This window comes from Amycolatopsis ultiminotia, from assembly GCF_039536925.1.
In the GTDB taxonomy this organism is placed as follows: Bacteria; Actinomycetota; Actinomycetes; order Mycobacteriales; family Pseudonocardiaceae; genus Amycolatopsis; species Amycolatopsis ultiminotia.
The window spans coordinates 896,889-914,061 of the sequence record NZ_BAAAZN010000001.1 but is presented as its reverse complement, the minus strand read 5'-3'; the positions used below and the strand labels follow the sequence as shown (position 1 = coordinate 914,061).

The window sequence follows — 17,173 nt, the reverse complement described above, 5'->3', positions numbered from 1 at the left end:
ACAACGAGGTGCACCTCCTGACGCTTCTCGTGGTCGGCACCTCGCCCGATTCCCGATCCGGGCGCCAGCCCCGCGTCCCGGTCCCCGCTCCGGACATGATCGAGGTTCCCCACCGTGCCAAGGAAAACTCTCCGCCGGTTCCGGCTCGCGTTACCGTTGTTCGCCCTCGCCGCCACCGCGTGCGGTCCGGGTGGTGCCGCCTCGGGCGGCGACACGATCACCCTCGGCCTGCCGGTGCAGGCCACCACGCTCGGCCCGGTCTACCTGGCCGGGGACCAGGACCTCTGGCAGGAACACGGCCTCACCGTCAAGACCGTGACGTTCAAGGGAGACGCCGAGCTCGCCAAGGCGGTGCTCTCCGGCGACGTCGACGTCGCGGTCGGCTCGCCCACCGGACCGCTGACCGCCGAGGAAGCCGGCCAGGACGTCAAGGTCCTCTACGGCGGCTTCGACATGACCGCGTTCTCCTGGTACGCCGTGCCCGAGATCCGCAATGTCGCGCAGGGCAAGGGAAAGAACTGGGGCGTCACCACGATCGGCTCGTCCACCGACCTGCTCACGCGCTTCGCCGCGGCGAAAGCGGGCCTGGACCCCGACCGTGACATCAAGGTCGTGCAGGGCGGGGCGTCGGCGGCCCGGCTCGCCGCGATGAAGGCGGGTCAGCTGCAGGCCAACATCTTCACCGAACCACAGACGATCTACGCGCAGCAGGCCGGCTACCACAAGATCCTCGACCTCGCCGACCTCGTGGACAGCTATCCGATGCACGTCACGTGGAGCAAAGCCGGATTCCTGACCGACGACCCCGGCCGGGCCGGGAAGTTCGTCGACACGCTGTCGCAGGCCATGCAGATGACCAAGGACCGGCCCGACGACGCCGCGCAGTCCATCGCCAAGGCGAACAAGATCAGCGTCGACGACGCGAGAGCCAGCATGGCGGAGTGGATCGACCAGCTGCACCCGGACGGCCGGATGCCCTCTGCGAAGGCGATGGACGACTTCTGGCAGATGGGCCTGCAGGGCAAGGTGTTCCGGCACCGGCTGCCCGACTCGCAGTGGCTCGACAGCCGATTCCTGCCGAAGACCGGCTGAGCGGGGGAACCGATGGCAGACATCACCTTCGCCCGGCTGCAGATCTCCTACGCCGGCAAAGCCGGACCGTTCGTCGCGGTCGACGGGTTCGAGGCGCACGTACGCGACGGCGAGTTCGTCACGATCGTCGGCCCGAGCGGGTGCGGCAAGAGCAGCGTGCTGCTGGCCGCCGACGGCTTGCTCCGCCCGTCCGGCGGGCAGATCCGGATCGGCGAGCAGGTCGTGACCAAACCCGGACCGGACCGCGCCGTGGTGTTCCAGGACGCTTCGCTCCTGCCGTGGCGCACGATTCTCGCGAACGTCGCGTTCGGACTCGAAATGCAGGGCGCAGACAAGACCACCCGGTTCGACCGCGCCCGGCACTTCATCGAACTGGTCGGCCTGAGCGGTCGTGAGGACGCCCACCCGCACCAGCTCTCCGGCGGCATGCGCCAGCGCGTCGGTATCGCCCGCGCGCTGGCCACCGACCCGGAAGTGCTGCTCATGGACGAGCCGTTCGGGGCGCTCGACGCGCAGACGCGTGAGCTGATGGCGGGCGAGCTGTTGCGGATCTGGGACCTGGACCGCAAGACCGTGCTGTTCGTGACGCACGGTATCGACGAGGCCGTGTTCCTCTCCGACCGGGTGCTCGTGATGGGCGGCAGCCCGAGCCGCGTGGTCGAGGTGATCGAGATCGACCTGCCCCGCCCGCGCGACGCCGCGGTGCGTGCCGGCGAAGCGTTCGGCAAATACCGCACGCACCTCGCCGACCTGCTGCTCGGTACCGCGGCAGGGGAACCGGTGACGCCATGACCCACGGGCTGAAGGCACGACCGCCACGAGCGGTCGGCACGGCTCCCCCGCACCACGCTGTGGGCCTGCGGTGGGTGCCGCCGGTACGTGCCCGGTTCGTGCTCGGCAGTGTGGTCGTGGTGCTTGCGCTGTGGCAGCTCGCCGAGCAGTTCGGGGTGGTCGACGTGCAGTTCGCCAGCACTCCGGTGGCGATCGTGCACGCAGGTGGCGACCTGCTGAGCTCCGGTGAGCTGTGGGAGAACGCACAGACCACGCTCGTCGAGTTCTTCGCCGGTTTCGTGCCGGCCGTCGTCGTCGGCGTGCCGGTGGGCATGCTGATGGGCTGGAAGCTGCGGATCCGCCAGACGCTGGAGCCGGCGCTCGTCGCGCTGTACGTGACACCGTCGCTGGCGCTGCTGCCGCTCGTGGTGCTCGCACTCGGTATCGGCGAGGCGTCGAAGATCGCGATGGTCTTCGTCGAAGCCGTGATCACCATCGCGGTCAACGCGATGGCCGGTATCCGCGAAACCGAACCGAGGCTCGTGCAGGCGGCACGGGCGTTCTGCGCGGGCGGCGGCGCGATGTTCGGCAAGGTCCTGCTGCCGGGCGCACTGCCGACGATCATGGCCGGCCTGCGCCTCGGCGCCGGACGCGGGGTGATCGCCGTGATCATCGCGGAGCTCTACGGCGGCACCGACGGTGTCGGCCAGCTGATCTCCAGCTACGGCCAGAATTTCGACGTCGCAGCACTGATGTTCCTGACCCTCGTGGTCGCCGTGTTCGGCTACGCCGTCACCGCGCTGCTGCGGATCCTCGGCAATGTCGCGACGTCGTGGGAGAGGTGAACCGATGACCACCATCGCACGGCCACGCCGGCGGGTTCCGGAGAAGGCGATGCCGATCCTGCTCGGCGGCGGGTTCCTCGCACTCGTCGCGCTGCTGTGGCAGATCGCGGTGTGGGCGGGCCTGGTGAACCCGTTCCTCACGTCCTCGCCCGCGCTCGTCGCCGTGGCGCTGGTAGACCAGATCGGGTCCGGGCTGCTGCTGCGCAGCCTCGGCCGCAGTGCACTCGAGCTCGCGATCGGGTTCGGGACGGCCGCCGTTACCGGCGTCGCGCTGGGGCTGCTGATGGGCCGCTACCGCTACGTCGACTACGTGGTCGAGCCGTACGTATGGCTGCTGTACTCGGCGCCCGTCGTCGCGATGTTCCCGTTGCTGGTGCTGGTGTTCGGCCTCGGCAGCCCCACGGTCGTCGCGATCGCCTTCCTCATGTCCGTGGTGCCGGTGATCGTCAACTCGGCCCAGGGCGTGCGCAACGTCGACAAGGTGCTGATCCGCACCGCCGTGTCGTTCGGCGCAGGCGAGACTTCCCTGCTGCGCAAGGTGCTCCTGCCGGCGTCGGTGCCGACGGTGATGGCCGGCCTTCGCCTCGGTGTCGGCCGCGGGCTCGTCGGTGTGATCGTCGGCGAGTTCTTCGCCGGCGACGGCGGCATCGGCTACAACATCAGTTCCTTCGCCGGCCACCTCGGCACCACCGAGGTGCTCGCCTCGGTGTTCGTGGTCGTCGTCGCGGGCGTGCTGCTCAACGTACTGGCCCGCAAGCTCGAATCCCTCGCCGACTCCTGGCGCACCGAACTTCCCTGACCCGCATTCGAGAACGGGGTATCCATGAAGCAGATCGCCGCCGACATCGGCGGGACGTTCACCGACCTGACCGCCGTGGACGGGAACGGCGTGTTCAGCACCGCCAAGACCCTGACCACACCGCGCGACCACGCCGAGGGCGTGCTCGCCGGGCTCGACCGGCTCGGCGCGCATCTGCCGGGCACCGAACTGTTCCTGCACGGCTCCACGATCGCCATCAACACCGTGCTGCAGCGCGCGGGCGCCCGGACCGCGCTGATCACCACGGCGGGTTTCCGCGACGTCTACGAGATCGGCCGCGGCAACCGCTCCGAACCGTACAACCTGTTCTTCGGCAAACCCGATCCGCTCGTGCCGCGGCGGCTGCGACGCGAGGTCGGCGAGCGGGTCCTCGCCGACGGAAGCGTGCGAACCCCGCTCGACGTCGAGCGCGCCCGTGCGCTGATCACCGAGCTGAAGGAGTCCGGCGTGCAGTCGGTGGCGGTGTGCCTGCTGCACGCGTACGCCAACCCGGAGCACGAGCTCGAGCTCGGCCGGCTGTTCGCCGAGCTGTGGCCCGAGGCCTACGTGACGCTGTCGCACCGGATCATGCGCGAGTACCGGGAGTACGAACGGACTTCGACGACCGTGCTCAACGCCTACGTCGGCCCGGTCGTGTCCCGGTACCTCGACTCGCTCGCCAAGCGGCTCGAAGCACGCGGCTTCCGCGGGCGGCTGCTCATCATGCAGTCCAACGGCGGCATCATGTCCGTGGAAACCGCGCGGCAAAGCCCGGTGCGGATGATGGAGTCCGGTCCGGTCGCGGGCGTGATCGGTGCGGCTGCGCTGGCCGCGGGGCTCGACCTGCCGCGGCTGATCTCGTTCGACATGGGCGGCACCACGGCCAAGACGAGCCTGGTCAAGGACGGTGCGGTCGACATCAGCCCTGGCTACTTCATCGGGGGGTACGCCACCGGCCACCCGATGGCACTGCCGGTGGTCAACATCGTCGAGGTCGGCTCGGGTGGCGGCAGCATCGCGTGGGTCGACGCGGCCGGCGCGCTCAAGGTGGGCCCGGTCAGCGCCGGTGCCGCACCGGGTCCCGCGTGCTACGGCCGTGGCGGCGACCGGCCGACGGTGACCGACGCCAACCTCGTGCTCGGCCGGCTCGGCGCGAGCCGGTTCCTCGGCGGCGAGATGCCGCTGGACCGCGCCGCCGCCGAGGAGGCGATCCGCATGCACGTCGCCGAACCGCTCGGGCTGGACCTGCCGGCGGCGGCGCTCGGCATCGTGGCGATCGCCGACGCACAGATGTCGTTGGCCGTCCGAGCCGTTTCGGTGGAGAAGGGTGAGGACCCGCGCACGTTCGCGCTCGTGGCCACCGGCGGTGCCGGTCCGTTGCACGCGGTGTCGATCGCGCGCGAGCTCACCATCGGCACCGTCGTGGTCCCCGTGTTGCCCGGACAGTTCTCGGCCAAGGGCATGCTCTGCTCCGAGGTGCGCCACGACCTCACGCGCACCTCGCTGGCGAAGTTCGAACCATCCACAGTGGAGCAGTACGCGATCACCATCAAGGCGCTCGCGGCCGAGGCATGGGCGCGGCTGCGCGCCGACATCGGCGATCCGGGCCGCCCGCCGGTACTGCAGCACTTCCTCGAACTGCGTTACCACGGTCAGGAGTTCACGATCCCGGTACCGGTGCCCGAAGCGGGACTGTCCACGGCGAACCACGGGCAGGTGCGTGCGTTGTTCGACGAAATGCACGACCGGCTCTACGGCCACCACGCGACCGACGAGGCCGTGGAAGCGGTCGGCGTCCGCACGGTGATCTCACTGCCGCTCGAAACGACGGCCGGTGCCGGTACCGCGGCCGGGACCGAAACGGCCACCGGCACGCCCGAACCCGCCGAACACCGGCCCGTCGTACTGCACGGTGGCGGACCGGAACCGGTGTCCTGTCCGGTCTACGACCGGGAGACGCTGCGACCCGGCCACCACATCACCGGTCCGGCCGTGGTCCAGGAAGCCACGTCGTCGGTCGTCTGCTACGCCGGCGACGCGCTGAGCGTCGCCCCCGACCTCTCGCTCGTCGTCTCCGTGGGGAGCCCCGCATGACCGGAACCATCGACCCCGTCACGCTCGAAGTGGTGCGCTGCGCGCTCGTGGCGTACTCCGACGAGATGGCCACCGCGCTGCGCCGCGCCGCCTACAACCCGATGATCTTCGAGGTCCAGGACTACTGCGTTGGCCTCGTCGACACCGCGGGCGAGCTCATCGCCCAGAACCTCGGCGGCCTGCCGATCTTCCTCGCCGACCTCGGGGTGTCGGTGGCCGACGGCATCGAGCGCCACGGCCTCGACGGTTTCGAACCGGGCGACGCGCTCGTGATGAACTACCCGTACGTCGCGGGTCAGCACCTCAACAACGTCGTGGTCTACACGCCGATTTTCGTCGACGGCAAAGTCGTCGCGTTCCCCGCCGTGCGGGCCCACTGGGTCGACATCGGCGGCTCACGCATCGGATTCGGCTCCACCGCGACCACCGACATCTACTCCGAGGGCCTGCAACTGCGCTCGATCAAGGTGCTGAAGGCCGGGGAGTGGGACGCCGACGTGCTGCAGATCCTCAAGGACAACATCCGCATCCCCGAGTCGTCGCTGGGTGACCTGCGCGCCGCGATCGCGGCCTGCCGCCTCGGCGAACGCCGCATCACCGAGCTCGCCGAACGCTACGGCCTCGACACCGTCATGGCGTGCATCACCGAAATGCGCAACCAGTCGGAACTCCTTTCGCGCCACGCCGTCGCGCAGATGGCCGACGGCGAGTACACCGCGTCGGCGTGGATGGACAACGACGGCCAGGACCTCGACAAGCGCATCACGCTCGACCTCAAGGTGATCGTCGCGGGCGAGGAGCTCACAATCGACTTCTCCGAGATCAACGAGCAGGTCAAGGGCCCGCTCAACGCGGGAAAATCGGGCGGGGTCGCGGCGGCGCGCGTGGCGTTCAAGATGCTGACCCTGCCGACGCACCCGGTCGACGAGGGCTCGTTCCGCAACCTGCACGTCGTGCTGCCGGAGGGGAAACTGCTCAACGCGAGGGCGCCGGCCGCACTGGGCCAGTGGAGCATCTCGCTGCCCACGGTCGTCGACACGATCATCCGTGCGCTCGCCGACGCGCTGCCGGACCGGGTGCCGGCCGCACACAAGGGCGATATGTCCGGCTTCACCTTCCACGGCATCGACGAGAAGACCGGCGCCCGGTTCGTGTGCCTCAACATCAACGGTGGTGGCTGGGGCGGGCGCCCGGTGGGCGACGGCCCGAGCGCGTGCGTGTCGGTGTGCCAAGGCGATGTGCGCAACATCCCCATCGAGATCCAGGAAGCGCGCTACCCCTTGGTGTTCACCCGTCACGAGCTGCGCACCGACAGCGGCGGCGCGGGCAGGCACCGCGGCGGGCTCGGGCTCGAAATCGACGTGGAACCACAGCAGGCGATGTTCACCAACATCGCCAACGAACGCACGACCTGCCCGCCGTGGGGCCTGCGCGGCGGCCATCCGGGTGCGGTCAACGACACCGTGGTCACACAGCCGGGCGGCAAGCCGGAACACGTCAAGAAGCACACCGGCCTGGCACTGCAGCCGGGGTCCAAGGTCACCTTCCGCACCGCGGGAGGCGGGGGCTGGGGCGAGCCGTTCGAGCGGCCGGCCGCGGAGGTCGCGCAGGACGTGGCCGACGGGTTCGTGACCGCGGAAGCGGCGCGGGCACGCTACGGCGTCGTGCTCACCACCGCCGGGCAGGTCGACGAACCGGAGACCGCCCGGCTCCGGAACGTGCGGGCCGATGTCACTCGTCGATGAGCTCGCCGCCCGAGCGCACTCGGTCGCCACGGAGCCGGTGCCACCTGGGATCCGGGCCACCGTCCGCGCCCACCTCACCGACACCGTCGGTGCCCTGGTCGCCGGCCGGACCACGCTGGGCGGCTCGATGGCCGGGCTCGCGCACACCCTTTCGAGCGAACACGGTGCCGCCCGGCGCACGGCCTTCCTCGCCGGGGCGTACGCGCACGCCTGGGAAGCCGGGGACATCCACCGCGGTTCGGTGCTGTGCCCCGGCTGTGTCGTGCTGCCGGCAACACTCGCCGTACTGGGCAACGCTTCCGCCGACGAGCACGAGCGCGCGTACCTGGCCGGCCATGAGGTGGCGCTCGCCGCGGCGGCCGCGATCGGGGGCGAGCGGCTGATCCGGCGCGGCTGGTGGCCGACCGCACTGCTGGCCCCGCTCGGCGCGGCGGCCGCGGCCGCCGTGCTGCTGGACCGGCCGCAGACGGTCACCGCGTCCGCAATCGCGCTGGCCGCGCAGCACGCGGGCGGCTCGATCGCGGGCGCGACCGACCGCGCGGACGGCAAGTACCTGCTCGCCGGATTCGCCGCCGAACGCGCGATCACCGCGTTCCTCGCCGCCGACTCCGGCTGGACCGGCCCGCTCGACATCCTCGACGATCCGCGTTCCCCGCTACGACGCGAACGCCCCGGGCTGCCCGCGCCGTATCTGCTGCCCGAGACGAGCCTGAAACCGCACGCCGGCGCCAAGCATCTGCAGGGTGCGATCGACGCTGTGCTGGCGCTGCGCCCGCCCGGCGGCAGGCCCCGTGGCGAGGTGCGGCGGCTCACCTGCCGGTTGCCGGCGCAGCTGGCGGGGATCGTCGACCGGCCGCCGCCGTTCTCCTCACCGCTGAGTGCGCTGGGCAGCGCGCAATTCGTGCTCGCGGTTTCCGCACGGCGAGGGCACTGCACACCGTGGGACTTCGACGACGAGGCGCTGCACGACGACGCCGTGCTGGAGCTGGCCCGGGTCGTACGGGTCGAACCGGCCGGCGACCTCACCGCAGCCTACCCGGCCAAATGGGGCGCCCGCGTCGAGCTCACCACCGCGTCCGGGACCGTCGTCGCGGACCGGCTCGACGCCCGCGGGGACCCGGGAAACCCTTTGGGGCACGATGAAATCGTCGCGAAGTTCGGCACGCTCGCGGAGCGCGAGTTCGGCTCCGCACCGGCCAGGGCGATAGCGGAGTCCCTGCTGCGCCCCGGCACGGCGGCCGGGGCCCTGCGCGAACACGTCCTGCCCCTGCTCGGCGGTACGTTCGTGCGACCGCCGGAGAACGCCGCAGCGGGCGCGAGAACAGGGGGTTCGTCCTGACCACCGACCGAGAAGCACCCGACCTGAGCCGGGCGCCGACGCCGCAGACGGTGCTGCTGACCATGATCGGCCGCTACTGCCTCGGCGAGAACCCCGAGATCGCCACCGCGGGGTACATCGACGTGCTGGCCCGGATCGGCGTGTCTGCGCACGCGACCCGGCTCACCTTGTCGCGGATGACCGAACGCGGACTGCTGGAACGCGCACGCCGGGGCCGCGCCGCGTACTTCCGCGCGTCGGAGATGGGGCTGGATGTCGTGCGCCGGCAGCAACAGCGCACCTTCCACGACACCATCGAGACCCCGCACCCCGAGGGCGCGTGGACGATTCTGTGCTTCACCCTGCCCGAGACGCACCGCAAGGAACGGCACCTGCTGCGCAGGAGACTGGCGTGGGAGAGTTTCGGGCTGCTGCGCGACGGCGTGTGGATCGCGCCGGGCGAACGGGACGTCTCGGCGATCCTCGAACAGCTACCCGGCGCGGGGGCCGACCAGCACGTCGAGGTGTTCACCGGCTACCCGAAGTTCGCCGACGTCGAGGGCATGATCTCCCGCACCTGGCAGCTGAGCGAGCTGGCCGCGCGCCACGAGCGGTTCCTGCGCGCGTGGGACGTCGAGGCCCCGGTGCCCGAGGCCACCGACGACCTCGGCCGCGACCTCGTCCTCACGTCCGCCTGGCGGCAGCTGCTGCGCGAGACGCCACGGCTGCCCGCCGAGCATCTGCCACCCGGCTGGCCGGCCGCGCGCTGCCACGAACTGTTCCACGCCCTGCACGAGACCTACCGGCCCGATGCCGACCGGATCTTCGCCGGCATCCTCGCCGAACACCGGATGAGCTGAGGAGACGAGAAATGCGCGTGGTGGACTCGCACTTCCACTGGTTCCCCCGGTCCCACTTCGAGACGATGGCCGCGCGGAGCTCGTTCCCCCGCACCGAACGCGTCGGCGACGGCTACCGGTACCGCTACCACGACGGCCGCGGGGTCATCCCGCTGCCGGCCGTCTGGTTCGACCTCGATCTCGGGCTCGAAACCGCGCAAGCCGCCACCGGCCCGGACACCACCGTCGTCTGCACCACCGGTGTGCTCGCCGGGATGCTCGACCAGATGCCCGCGGCCGAGGCGCTCGACGAGGCGCACGCATACAACGAGGAGATCGCGAAGGCCCAGCGCGCCCACCCGGGCCGGTTCTTCGGCACGGCGGCCGTCCCGCTGCAGGACACCGCCGCCGCGCTGGCGGTGCTCGACCACGCGGTGCGCTCGTTGAACCTCCGTGGCGTCAACCTGCCGTCCACGGTCGGTGCCGAACCCGTCGACCAGGAGCGGCTGGAGCCGTTCTACGCTCGCGTGGCCGAGCTGGGTGTGCCGCTGATCGTCCACCCGACGGACCTCGCGTTCAACGAGGTGCTCACCGGGTACGCCGACGGCCTGCAGCGTTCTCTCGGCCGCCTGCTCGACTCCAGCGTCACCGTACTTCGGCTGATCTTCAGCGGCGTCATGGAACGGCACCCCTCGCTACGCATCGTCCAAACCCACGCCGGCGGCCTGCTTCCGTACCAGGCAGGGCGGATCGACAAGAACGCCCGCGTCGAAGGGTTGCCTGCCCCGCCTTCGCACTACCTTCGGCAGATCTTCGTCGACACCGTCGCGCCGCAGGCGCTGACCATCCGCACCGCCCTGGAGTACTACGGCGAGGACAACGTCCTGTACGGCACGGACCACCCGTGCTGGAGCCCCCGCGCCGCGAACGCCGTTCTCGACGAAGCGAACCTCGGCGAGGACGTGCGCGCCAAGATCTCCGCCAACGCTGCTTCGGTGTTTCCCCTCGAGTGACTTCCACTGTGCACCAGCAGATCTCCCGCACCCGATGTGCGCGGAGAGCACCGACCTGCCCGGCCTCGGGACACGGCTAAAGCAAACCCTTAATCAGCCATCGCCACCCCGGCGGTCTCGGGCTACAGTCGATTGCTGCGGAAAGTCTTGAACGACCACGAAACGAGGCGATCATGACCCCGACCCCGGAGACCGCGGCCGAGGTGCTGCGTGCGGTCTGGTCGGCCGACGGGACGGATACCGCCGCGCTGGACCAGACCTGCGGGACGCGGAAGCAGAAGCAGTGCCGGAACATGAAGCACGTGAGCTTCGACGGATTCGCCGAACCGGGCAGCGACATCGGCACGGCCTGGCGCGAAAAGCTCCGGCGCGAAGGCAAACTCGACACGTCCGGCGGCACGATCCGGGACCTCGTGCTCGGTGCCGAAGCACCGCACTGACCGTCCACCTTCGACGGTGCCTTACCGCAGGCCGCCGGCAGACACCACATGAGGAGCGCCCCCGCATGGATCCTCCCGCCGACGTCGGCGACCTGACCGAGTTGCTGCGCGACGGCGGCTACCTGGCCGACCGGGGTCTGGCGACCGCACTGTTCGTCGCGCTGCGGCTGGGTAGGCCGATCCTGCTCGAAGGCGAGGTGGGGGTCGGCAAGACGGAGGTCGCCAAAGCACTGGCCGAGGTCTTCGCGCGCAGGCTGATCCGATTGCAGTGCTACGAGGGGATCGACACCAGCCAGGCACTCTACGAATGGGACTACGCCCGGCAGATGCTGCAGATCCGCGCGCTGTCCGGACCGGCCGCCGGGTCCGGGCAGCCCTTCGACGAGGACGCCGCCGTCGACCGGCTGTTCGGCCCGAAGTTCTTGCTCGAACGGCCGCTGCTGGAGGCGGTCCGGGCCGGGGACGAAGCGGTCCTGCTGATCGACGAGATCGATCGCGCCGACGACGAGTTCGAGGCGTTCCTGCTGGAGGTGCTGTCCGACTTCCAGATCACCATCCCGGAGATCGGCACGATCCGTGCGGAACGGCCGCCACTGGTCGTACTGACCTCGAACCGCACCCGCGAACTGCACGACGCGCTCAAGCGGCGCTGTCTGTACCACTGGGTCGGCTATCCCTGCGCGGAACGGGAAATCGAGATCGTGCTGACCCGGGTTCCCGGGGTGTCCGAGACGCTGGCGGCCAAGGTGGTCGCCGCGGTGCAGCGGCTGCGCGAGCTGGAGCTGAACAAGCCGCCGGGTGTCGCCGAGACCATCGACTGGGTCCGGTCGCTCGAGGTGGTCGGTGCCACGGAGGTGGACGAGCGCACCGCCGAGGACACGCTCGGCTCGATCGTCAAGGAGCGCGACGACCTCGAAGTCGTGCGCGAGAACCTGGACCAGGTCATCTCCCTTGCCTGACCAGACCACCGACCCCGCTGCCGGCGGCGAGGCGTTCGTCGCCACGCTGGTCGAGTTCGGCAGGCAGCTGCGCGACGAGGAAGTGCCGGTCGGGCCGGGCGACGTGCTGACCTACTGCGCCGCGGTGGCCGAGCTGGTGCCCTCCGACCTGCTCGACGTCTACTGGGCCGGGCGGGCCACCCTGGTCGGCCGGTACGAGCAGATCCCGGTCTACGACCGGGTGTTCCGCCGGTTCTTCCTCAGCTACGACGAGGACCCCGGACCGGACCGGCCGTTCGGCGTCCGCACGCGCGCCGAGGCCCGCTCGGTGCTGCAGGTGCCGGAGACCGAACCGGGCACCGGCGAGGAGCAGGAGGAGCGCGAGGCCGAGCTCGGCCTGGTCGCCTCCGACGCGGCCACACTGAAGGGCAAGGCATTCCGCGCGTGCAGTGACGAGGAGCTGGCCGCGCTGCGCCGGATCATGCGCACCATCCGCCTCGCTCCCCCGCGGCGGCGCAGCAGGCGCAGCGTTGCCGATCCGAAGGGCCGCCGGCCCGACTTGCGCCGCACCGTCCGCGAGACGATGCGTGCCCTCGGCGACCCGCCCCGGCTGCCGCGCCGCGGACGGCGGCTGCGGCTGCGCCCGCTGATCCTCCTGCTGGACGTCTCCGGCTCGATGGCGGACTACTCCCGCAACCTGCTCCAGTTCGCCTATTCGACCGGCCGCGCCGCAGCACGCGTCGAGGTGTTCTGCTTCGGCACCCGGCTGACCCGGATCACCAGGGAACTGCGCCACCGCAAGCCGGACGAGGCGCTGGAGCGGGCGGCGGCCGCGGTCGCCGACTGGGACGGCGGAACCCGGATCGGCGAGTCGCTGCACGCGTTCGTGCGCGATTGGGCCCGGCGCGGGCTGAGCCGGGGCGGTATCGTCGTCATCTGCTCCGACGGGCTCGACCGTGGTGACCCGGCCGTGCTCGCCGGGGCCATGGCGCGGCTGAGCCGGCTGAGCCACCGCATCGTGTGGCTCAACCCGCACCGGCCGGGCGGGCCGGACGGCGGTCGCTACCGGCCCAGCACGCTCGGCATGACGGCCGCCGAGCCGTACGTCGACCGATTGCTGTCCGCACAGGATCTGCGCAGTCTGGAAGAGTTCGCCGCCGTGCTGCCCGGACTGCGCTGACCCGGCGGACGCACAGGAGAACGGAAGGTGGGACGCGGTGAAGTGGAGCGTGGCCGTGATGGCCGACGGTGATCGGGTGCTGACCCGCGAAGAAATCGTGGAGCTGGCCGACGCGGTCGCCGCGTGGAGCGGCATCGCAACCGGGATCGGGACCGGCAGCTATGGCGCCCAGCTGCTCATCGAGGCGGACACCGGCGACGAAGCCGAGCAGCGGGCCCGGGACGCCTTCGCACTTGCGGCGCGGACCGCCGGCCTGCCCCGGTGGCCGGTCCGCAGGGTGAGCATGACCAACGAGGACGACGCAGCGGGGTTCTTCGCGTGATCCGGCTCGGTTCTTTGGCCGGCTACCCGTTCGAGGGCCCGCGGGTGCTGGCCGGCTGGACGGCACCCGCGACGGCCGGGGTGTACGCGATCATGTACCGGCCGGAGGCGGAAACCCGGCCCGGCCGGTACGCGGTGATCTACGTCGGGCATTCCGGGGACCTGTCCACGGAACGGTTTCCGTTCCGTCATCCCCGCAGCGCGTGCTGGGTACGCCGCGCCGGGGACAAGTGGAAACTCTACATCTGCACCTACGAAGTTCCCGGCGGATTGCCTTCGCACCGGGAACAGATCGTGCAGGAATTGTCGGCGGTCTATCACCCGATGTGCAATGACCGGCACTACGACAATGTGTGGAAAGACGAGTGGATCGGGGAATACCGGGCACCGACCGCCGGTCCGCTGACCACCGGCCGCGAACCGGGCCGGGCGGCGCCGGACGCGGAGTGAACCGGCCGTGGCCGGTGCCCGTCCGGACCCGCCGGAGTGCGCGCGGGCGGAACTCGCGGGCATGGTTCGCGAAAGTGCCGCCCGCGCGCGATTTTCCCGGCGTGGCCGGGCGGTTCAGCGACCGCGTGCGTGCGCGTCGGCCAGCGGCGACGTGCCCGCCGGGAGGTAGCCGACTCCGTCGTGCAGGCGGGAGCGGCGCCGTCCGGACGCCGGCCGCGCGGGCCCGCGCTCGGCGGGCACGTCGGGCTCCGGGGTCACGCCCTTCACGATGCCTTCGGCCATGTCGTAGAGCAGCGGCAGCGCACCGGCGACGATCGTGCCCGTTTCGTTGATGTGCCCGACGTCCTGCGAGATCGGCTCCGCATTGCGCTTGATCCGGCGCACCAGATCCCGGCACTCCTCCAGGTTGGCGGCGATGCGGGTGAGCTGGCCGCCCACGATGAACAAGTAGATCGCCAGCCCGGCGATCAGCAGGACGATATCGATGACCGACAGTACGACCACGGGTTCACATCCTCACTTTGCCGAGCACCCGGCCCAGGAACAGGTGGTGCTCAAGACCCTCGGCGAGCACCGCGTCGACGCCGTTCGCGGTCTTCCCGATCAGCTCGGTCTGCGCGGTGTTCTCCGCCGCGGCCTTGAGCGTGTCGCGGACCTTGACCACCCGGCGGTCGATGGTGCGCACGAACACCACGAGCACCGTCAGCAGCGCGGCCACGGCCAGCACCACGACGAACCCGGCGATGATGGCACCCCACCACAGGCCGTTCTCGGTCGAGGTCAGCGCGAGCACTTGCGTTGTCATGGTCAGCCTCCCAGCCTGGTCCGGCCGCGGTGCAGCCCGGCGACGATGACCTCGGCGTGCTCGATCGTCTCGGTCAGCTTCGCCAGCGCGGCGGTGTTGCGCACCGAGTCCTGCAGCGAATCGTCGATCATCTTCGCCTCCTGGCCGATCGAGTGCGCGAGGCGCAGGATCGGCACGACCAGTGCCACGAGCACGAGCACGACGACCACGCCGACGGCGTAGCCGATCACCCAGCCGGTCATGACCGCCCTCCCCCACCGGCCGGGCCGATCTCCCGGATGGTGTTCGCCTCGATGAACTGGACCAGCGACTTGGTCGGCGCCGGGATGCGGTGCTTGACCTTCACGTGTTCGGCCACCTCACTCATCAGGTCGTGCTTCGTCGGCGCGACCAGCCGCTGGTGGCAGACCGGGCTGCCGCAGACGAACTCGTACTGGGCCACAGTCGCCCCCTCAGACGGTTTCGCAGAAATCGCGGACGGGTTTGAGGCTCTGGTTCACCGAGTCGAGCGCCTCGGGCACGGTGCGCGTCTGGGCCGCGACGACCTGGACGCCGACCACGACGGTGCCGAGGGTCCGGCGGATCGCGGCCAGGTGCAGGAGCACGCGGACCAGGCCGAGCACGGCGGCCGCGATGATCAGCGCCGCGATGATCAGGGTCACCACTGCGGCAGCGGGCATGGTTGTCCTCCTTTCCGTTCAGCCGAGCAGCTTGCCGACGGAACCGGCATAGCGCACGGCGCCGACGGCCACCTGATCGATGGTTCGCCCGGTCACGGCGAGCGACTCGGGCAGGTCGTCCAGTTCGCCGGTGAGCGCGACGCCCCCGGCGAGGATGTCGTCGGCGGCACCCCGGATGCGTTCGGCCGCACCGAGAATCCGGTTGAGCAGCGCGATGAGCACGGGCACCACGACGACGAGCAGTACCGCGTTGCCGATCCACCACCACGTCATACGATCGCAGCCTCCTCAGCTCGGGTTGGGTCGGTAGGGGGCGAAAAACCGCCGCAGGACGCGCGCCAGCGCCATCCGCACGGCCTGCATCGCGATCCCGAACCCGCTGGCCGGCGCGACGGTGCCGATCTGGTCGGGCGAGAGGCCCTTTTCGATCGCGGCGATCCGGTTCTGCATGTTCGTCGCGAAATCGCGCATCAGCACCGCGGTGACGTCGGCGACCATGCCCCGGCCGTACTGCGCCGCCGCACCGGAGAGCTGCAAGTCCATCGCCACGTCGACCTTCGAGCCACGAGCGGTCGAAAGGAGGCTCGCGATCACGGACATCGCCGCCTGGCCGCGCCCCTTCTCGTCGGCGCCGGCCGCGTCCACGACGATCTTCCGGGCCGCGTCGTCGCGCTCCTTGATCTCCGCCGTACCGTCGAAGGACATCTTCACCGGGCCCATCCGGATCGCGACCTTGCCGCCGTAGCGGTCGCTGCCGAGATCCTCGGTGAGCTCCGCTCCCGGCAGGCAGGCCGCGACCTGCGGGATGTCGTCGAAAAAGGTCCAGACCTTCTCGACCGGCTCGGCGACCTCGAAACTGCTCTCGATGAGCATCAGGCCTCCTGGTTGTGGTGGGCGAACCCGGCGCCGAGGTAGGCACCGGGGTCGGCGACGAACCGGTCACGACAGCCGACGCAGCAGAAGTGGTAAGTGCGGCCGTCGTGGTCGGCCGGATGCGCGGTCCGGTCCGCGGGCACGGTCATGCCGCAGACCGGATCGGTCTCCTGCGCCGGCGGGCACGGCGGATCGGCCCGGTCCGGAGCCAGCGCCCCGGACGCCCGCAGCTGCACCAGCTCGGCCAGCACCGCCACCGCGATCTCGCGATGTGAGGTGTGGCCGAGGTCCAGCCCGACCGGCACCTCCACCCGGTCCAGCAAGTTGCGTGGCACACCGCGGTCGGCGAGATAGCCCAGCACCGCCTCCCCGCGCCGACGTGAGGCGACCAGCCCGACGAAGGCCGGGAAGGCCAGCACCGCCTGTTCGACGGCCTCCTCGTCGCCGTGGCCCTGGGTGGCCACGACCACGATGGAGCGCGCGTCCAGATCGGCGGCGGAGAACTCCGGCGCGTCGCACAGTTCGCTGTGCCAGCCGAGTGCCTCCGCCAGGTCGCGCAGCGTGTGGGCCATCGGGGAACGGCCCACGATCTTCAGGTGGGGCATCGGGATCACCGGTTCGATGTAGACCTCGAGGGCGCCTTCGCTCTGGCACGAGATGGGCACCACGGCCATCCCGTCGGGCACCGCTGCGCCGAACTGTTCCGGAGTGCCCAGCAGCAGCAACCGCGGCCGGCGATCGCGGATCACCTCCTGCGCCTCGCGGATCACGACCGGTTCGGCGCACGCGCCGCCGATCCAGCCGTAGAGCTGGCCACCGGTCGTGACGATGGCCCGCGAGCCCTGCTGACCGGACGACGGGCCCTGCCGCCAGACGACCGTGGCCAGTGCGAATTCCCGGCCGCGGCGGGAGAGCTCCGCCGCCTGGTCGAGGACGTCCCAGCCGTCGATGCTGTGCCCGCTCATGCCTT

Annotated in this window: 22 protein-coding genes; 14 read left to right on the top strand and 8 right to left on the bottom strand. The window is 70.6% G+C overall.

The genetic code is table 11. The features are described from left to right. The first annotated feature begins 114 nt into the window (after positions 1–114). From ABD793_RS04205 to ABD793_RS04140, 14 genes are all read left to right on the top strand, one after another. Entirely contained in the window at positions 115–1,092 is a 978-nt protein-coding gene (locus ABD793_RS04205) for an ABC transporter substrate-binding protein (protein ID WP_344855448.1), read from the top strand. 12 nt (positions 1,093–1,104) lie between these two features. After that, the gene (locus ABD793_RS04200) at positions 1,105–1,884 is read left to right on the top strand and encodes an ABC transporter ATP-binding protein (RefSeq protein ID WP_344855446.1); all 780 of its coding nucleotides are present in this window, start codon (positions 1,105–1,107) and stop codon (positions 1,882–1,884) included. Further along, positions 1,881–2,708, top strand: a complete 828-nt coding sequence (locus ABD793_RS04195) for an ABC transporter permease (protein ID WP_344855444.1) — start codon at positions 1,881–1,883, stop codon at positions 2,706–2,708. The genes ABD793_RS04200 and ABD793_RS04195 overlap by 4 nt, the downstream gene beginning before the upstream one ends. A 4-nt stretch (positions 2,709–2,712) precedes the next feature. After that, positions 2,713–3,507 carry an ABC transporter permease gene (locus tag ABD793_RS04190; protein ID WP_344855442.1) on the top strand — a complete coding sequence of 265 codons (795 nt, stop codon included), beginning with the start codon at positions 2,713–2,715 and terminating at the stop codon, positions 3,505–3,507. Between the two features lie 24 nt (positions 3,508–3,531). Continuing rightward, the gene (locus ABD793_RS04185) at positions 3,532–5,601 is read left to right on the top strand and encodes a hydantoinase/oxoprolinase family protein (RefSeq protein WP_344855440.1); all 2,070 of its coding nucleotides are present in this window, start codon (positions 3,532–3,534) and stop codon (positions 5,599–5,601) included. Next, entirely contained in the window at positions 5,598–7,346 is a 1,749-nt protein-coding gene (locus ABD793_RS04180; RefSeq protein ID WP_344855438.1) for a hydantoinase B/oxoprolinase family protein, read from the top strand. The genes ABD793_RS04185 and ABD793_RS04180 overlap by 4 nt, the downstream gene beginning before the upstream one ends. Next, positions 7,330–8,685 (top strand): MmgE/PrpD family protein, encoded by a 1,356-nt coding sequence (locus ABD793_RS04175; protein ID WP_344855436.1) that lies wholly within the window; start codon positions 7,330–7,332, stop codon positions 8,683–8,685. Before ABD793_RS04180 ends, ABD793_RS04175 begins: the two co-directional genes overlap by 17 nt. Positions 8,686–8,735: 50 nt before the next feature. After that, the gene (locus ABD793_RS04170) at positions 8,736–9,524 is read left to right on the top strand and encodes a PaaX family transcriptional regulator (protein WP_344855434.1); all 789 of its coding nucleotides are present in this window, start codon (positions 8,736–8,738) and stop codon (positions 9,522–9,524) included. An 11-nt stretch (positions 9,525–9,535) separates the two neighbouring features. Then, on the top strand, positions 9,536–10,516 hold the full coding sequence (locus tag ABD793_RS04165) for an amidohydrolase family protein (protein ID WP_344855432.1): 981 nt from the start codon (positions 9,536–9,538) through the stop codon (positions 10,514–10,516). 173 nt (positions 10,517–10,689) lie between these two features. Continuing rightward, positions 10,690–10,956 (top strand): hypothetical protein, encoded by a 267-nt coding sequence (locus ABD793_RS04160; protein ID WP_344855430.1) that lies wholly within the window; start codon positions 10,690–10,692, stop codon positions 10,954–10,956. A gap of 65 nt (positions 10,957–11,021) precedes the next feature. Next, positions 11,022–11,915: an AAA family ATPase gene (locus ABD793_RS04155; protein ID WP_344855428.1), complete on the top strand. Its 894-nt coding sequence runs from the start codon at positions 11,022–11,024 to the stop codon at positions 11,913–11,915. After that, positions 11,908–13,074 carry a vWA domain-containing protein gene (locus ABD793_RS04150; RefSeq protein ID WP_344855426.1) on the top strand — a complete coding sequence of 389 codons (1,167 nt, stop codon included), beginning with the start codon at positions 11,908–11,910 and terminating at the stop codon, positions 13,072–13,074. The genes ABD793_RS04155 and ABD793_RS04150 overlap by 8 nt, the downstream gene beginning before the upstream one ends. A 37-nt stretch (positions 13,075–13,111) precedes the next feature. After that, positions 13,112–13,396: a hypothetical protein gene (locus tag ABD793_RS04145; protein WP_344855424.1), complete on the top strand. Its 285-nt coding sequence runs from the start codon at positions 13,112–13,114 to the stop codon at positions 13,394–13,396. After that, positions 13,393–13,845 (top strand): hypothetical protein, encoded by a 453-nt coding sequence (locus ABD793_RS04140; RefSeq protein WP_344855421.1) that lies wholly within the window; start codon positions 13,393–13,395, stop codon positions 13,843–13,845. The genes ABD793_RS04145 and ABD793_RS04140 overlap by 4 nt, the downstream gene beginning before the upstream one ends. A 114-nt stretch (positions 13,846–13,959) precedes the next feature. Here the strand turns inward: ABD793_RS04140 and ABD793_RS04135 are convergent, their stop codons facing one another. Genes ABD793_RS04135 through ABD793_RS04100 form a run of 8 tightly spaced genes read right to left on the bottom strand, consistent with a single transcriptional unit; the run spans position 13,960 to position 17,168 of the window. Beyond that, positions 13,960–14,349: a hypothetical protein gene (locus tag ABD793_RS04135; protein ID WP_344855419.1), complete on the bottom strand. Its 390-nt coding sequence runs from the start codon at positions 14,347–14,349 to the stop codon at positions 13,960–13,962. A 4-nt stretch (positions 14,350–14,353) separates the two neighbouring features. Further along, positions 14,354–14,650 carry a hypothetical protein gene (locus ABD793_RS04130; protein WP_344855417.1) on the bottom strand — a complete coding sequence of 99 codons (297 nt, stop codon included), beginning with the start codon at positions 14,648–14,650 and terminating at the stop codon, positions 14,354–14,356. Between the two features lie 2 nt (positions 14,651–14,652). Further along, positions 14,653–14,892 carry a hypothetical protein gene (locus tag ABD793_RS04125; RefSeq protein WP_344855415.1) on the bottom strand — a complete coding sequence of 80 codons (240 nt, stop codon included), beginning with the start codon at positions 14,890–14,892 and terminating at the stop codon, positions 14,653–14,655. Further along, entirely contained in the window at positions 14,889–15,092 is a 204-nt protein-coding gene (locus ABD793_RS04120) for a DUF1059 domain-containing protein (protein WP_344855413.1), read from the bottom strand. Before ABD793_RS04120 ends, ABD793_RS04125 begins: the two co-directional genes overlap by 4 nt. Before the next feature lie 10 nt (positions 15,093–15,102). Continuing rightward, the gene (locus ABD793_RS04115; protein ID WP_344855411.1) at positions 15,103–15,330 is read right to left on the bottom strand and encodes a hypothetical protein; all 228 of its coding nucleotides are present in this window, start codon (positions 15,328–15,330) and stop codon (positions 15,103–15,105) included. 18 nt (positions 15,331–15,348) lie between these two features. After that, positions 15,349–15,603, bottom strand: a complete 255-nt coding sequence (locus ABD793_RS04110) for a hypothetical protein (RefSeq protein ID WP_344855409.1) — start codon at positions 15,601–15,603, stop codon at positions 15,349–15,351. A 15-nt stretch (positions 15,604–15,618) separates the two neighbouring features. After that, the gene (locus ABD793_RS04105) at positions 15,619–16,203 is read right to left on the bottom strand and encodes an SRPBCC family protein (RefSeq protein ID WP_344855407.1); all 585 of its coding nucleotides are present in this window, start codon (positions 16,201–16,203) and stop codon (positions 15,619–15,621) included. Continuing rightward, entirely contained in the window at positions 16,203–17,168 is a 966-nt protein-coding gene (locus ABD793_RS04100) for an XdhC family protein (protein WP_344855405.1), read from the bottom strand. Before ABD793_RS04100 ends, ABD793_RS04105 begins: the two co-directional genes overlap by 1 nt. Positions 17,169–17,173 lie beyond the last annotated feature (5 nt).